Annotated in this window: 3 protein-coding genes; 1 reads left to right on the top strand and 2 read right to left on the bottom strand. The window is 72.3% G+C overall.

What is annotated here, in order from left to right:
* Positions 1-80: 80 nt before the first annotated feature.
* Positions 81-695, top strand: coding sequence for a hypothetical protein (locus A5704_RS03720; RefSeq protein ID WP_067785197.1), 615 nt, complete (start codon positions 81-83; stop codon positions 693-695).
* Here the strand turns inward: A5704_RS03720 and A5704_RS03715 are convergent, their stop codons facing one another.
* Together A5704_RS03715 and A5704_RS03710 are read right to left on the bottom strand one after the other, a co-directional pair.
* Positions 696-1,937, bottom strand: a complete 1,242-nt coding sequence (locus A5704_RS03715; RefSeq protein WP_067785200.1) for a WS/DGAT domain-containing protein — start codon at positions 1,935-1,937, stop codon at positions 696-698.
* The coding region (locus tag A5704_RS03710; protein WP_156737603.1) for an alpha/beta fold hydrolase at positions 1,938-2,175 on the bottom strand (238 nt) is incomplete at its 5' end.

The raw sequence follows: 2,175 nt of genomic DNA, 5'->3' as shown, positions 1-2,175 counted from the left end.
AGCGGGCAGACCGACGTCGTCTCGGCCACCCCGCTGGTCGTCATGCTTACCGCGCTGCGCCTGGCCGGAGAGGCCGACTCATGAGCGAATTGGCGGTGCTGCAAGCGGTTCGGCTGAAAGGGCGGGTGCGCCCCGACGACCTGGCCGCCACCTTGGACGCCGACCCAGTTGAGGTCACCACGATCGTCGAACGGCTGACCGCGGCGGGCCTACTCGCCGACGGTGCGACGGTGCGCATCACGCCCGTCGGGCGCGACAAGCTGGCGGCGCTGCTCGACGAAGAGCGCGGGGGCGCCGACCGGGCCGCGATCGCGGCCGCTTACGACGACTTTCGGTCGGTCAACGCCGACTTCAAAGCCCTGGTGACCGATTGGCAGCTCAAGGGCGGCCCCGGCGGCACCCCCAACGCCCACGACGACGCGGAATACGACGCCGCGGTGCTGGCCCGCCTCGACGATGTGCACGCACGCGTGCAGCCGATCATCGCGACGGCCGCGGCGCAGCTGCCCCGGCTGAACGCCTACGGCACGAAACTTGCTGCGGCACTGGGCAAGGTGCGGGACGGGGACACCGCCTGGCTGACCAGACCGCTCATCGACTCCTACCACACCGTGTGGTTCGAGCTGCACGAGGAGCTGATCTCCGCGGTCGGCCTGACCCGCGAGGAAGCCGCGCGGTCCGGCGACGCGCAGTGATCACAGCGCCGCGTCGAGCAACTCCAGATACGCGTCGATGTCGGGAACGGCCGTCTCGGCCGCGTGCACGCTGATCGCGATGGTGTCGCCGATGCCGTGCACGCCGTGCGTCAGCCCCATCGCCGGTGACAGCGCCGGGTAGCCGGCCGTCAAGACCACCCCGGCGCCGCCGAAGCTCAGGTCGGCCGCCCCGCGGTTGACGCTGGAGACGACGGTGTTGCCCGACACCTGCGTCGGACGAATGTCGGGGTCGAATTGGGCTACGCCCCAACGTAATAGGGGCGCGGGCACCGCGGCGAAAGCCCGGTCGGCGTAGCGCGTCGCCGGGTGCGCGAAGCGGCGCCGGCCATCGGCCAGCTCCGTCGCGATTCGCTCGGCGCGGGCCTCGAGCCCCAGCCTCGGATGCAGGCCCACCACGACATTCCCGAAGTGATTGTGCGCGTGCGCCACACCGGGTTTGGCCATCGGAACTTCGGCGCCCAACGTATCGGCGGCATCGCCCAAAAGGTTGGACAGCGCCGTGGAGATCGCCGACAGCGCGCCCACGGTGACGGTGGGACCGCGCAAGTCTCTGCGGTGCCGCACCAGCGTGCGCACCGAGCGGACCGCACCGGGGCGCGCATTCGTCGGCAGCGGGGGCCGCGGACCGGGCCGGGCGGCCAGCAGCCCGGCGCGGGTCTCAGCCGCCAACCGACCGTGCGCCCGAGCCGCCTGGGCGGCTCGCCACGGCAGGAACCCGGCCCGCAGGCGTCGCACCCGAGGCACCGGATCCGGCCTGCCGAACAGCCAGCCCGCCATGGCCGCTGCCCGCGCCCCGTCCGCCAGCGCGTGCGGGACCTGTAATACCGCCACGGAGCCCGCCCCGGTCACGCCCGGGACGCCCAGCACCGGGGTGAAGACGTGCAGCCGCCACGGGGCCCGGCGCACGTCGAGTTGCTCACCGGCCAGGCCGACGATCGCCGCGAGGCAGCCGGCCCAGGTCTGGTCGTCGAGGTGGTGGCGGACCACCCACTCTGGGGTGACGGCCGTCGGCACCCACTGCGGGTAGGTCAGCGGGCTGCCGTCCCGGACCCGCAGCGTCAGCGCCGGCTCGGCGCGGGCCCTCCTGCGCACCTGCTCAACGGCCGCCGGGTAATCCGCGGGCTCGCCGTCGAACGCGTACAGCAGGAACTCGTCGCTGGGGATCTTGGCCGACATCCAATAGAACTGCGCATCGACGGCGGCCATCCGCTGCGCGGCCATTCAGCCGGGTGAGCCGATGAACCCGAGCACCAGGTCGGCGACCTTGTCCGGCTGTTCGAGCTGCAGGAAGTGCCCCGCGTGTTCGACGATGGCCACCTCGCTGCCCGGCGGCAACACCTTCTCCGCCCAGCGGGCGAAAGCCGGTGTCATGCAGCCGTCGTCGCGACCATGCAGGTACAGGCACGGCCATACGGGCCCTTCGGTCCACAGCTCGTTCAGCTCGGCATACCGCGCGGGC

Source organism: Mycobacterium sp. E735 (assembly GCF_001666955.1).
Classification (GTDB): Bacteria; Actinomycetota; Actinomycetes; order Mycobacteriales; family Mycobacteriaceae; genus Mycobacterium.
This window is presented reverse-complemented; position numbering and strand designations above follow the sequence as displayed.

Coding starts and splice junctions, on each gene's coding strand:
- A5704_RS03720 (WP_067785197.1), top strand. CDS start 81: ATGAGCGAATTGGCGGTGCTGCAAGCGGTTCGGCTGAAAGGGCGGGTG.
- A5704_RS03715 (WP_067785200.1), bottom strand. CDS start 1,937: ATGGCCGCGCAGCGGATGGCCGCCGTCGATGCGCAGTTCTATTGGATG.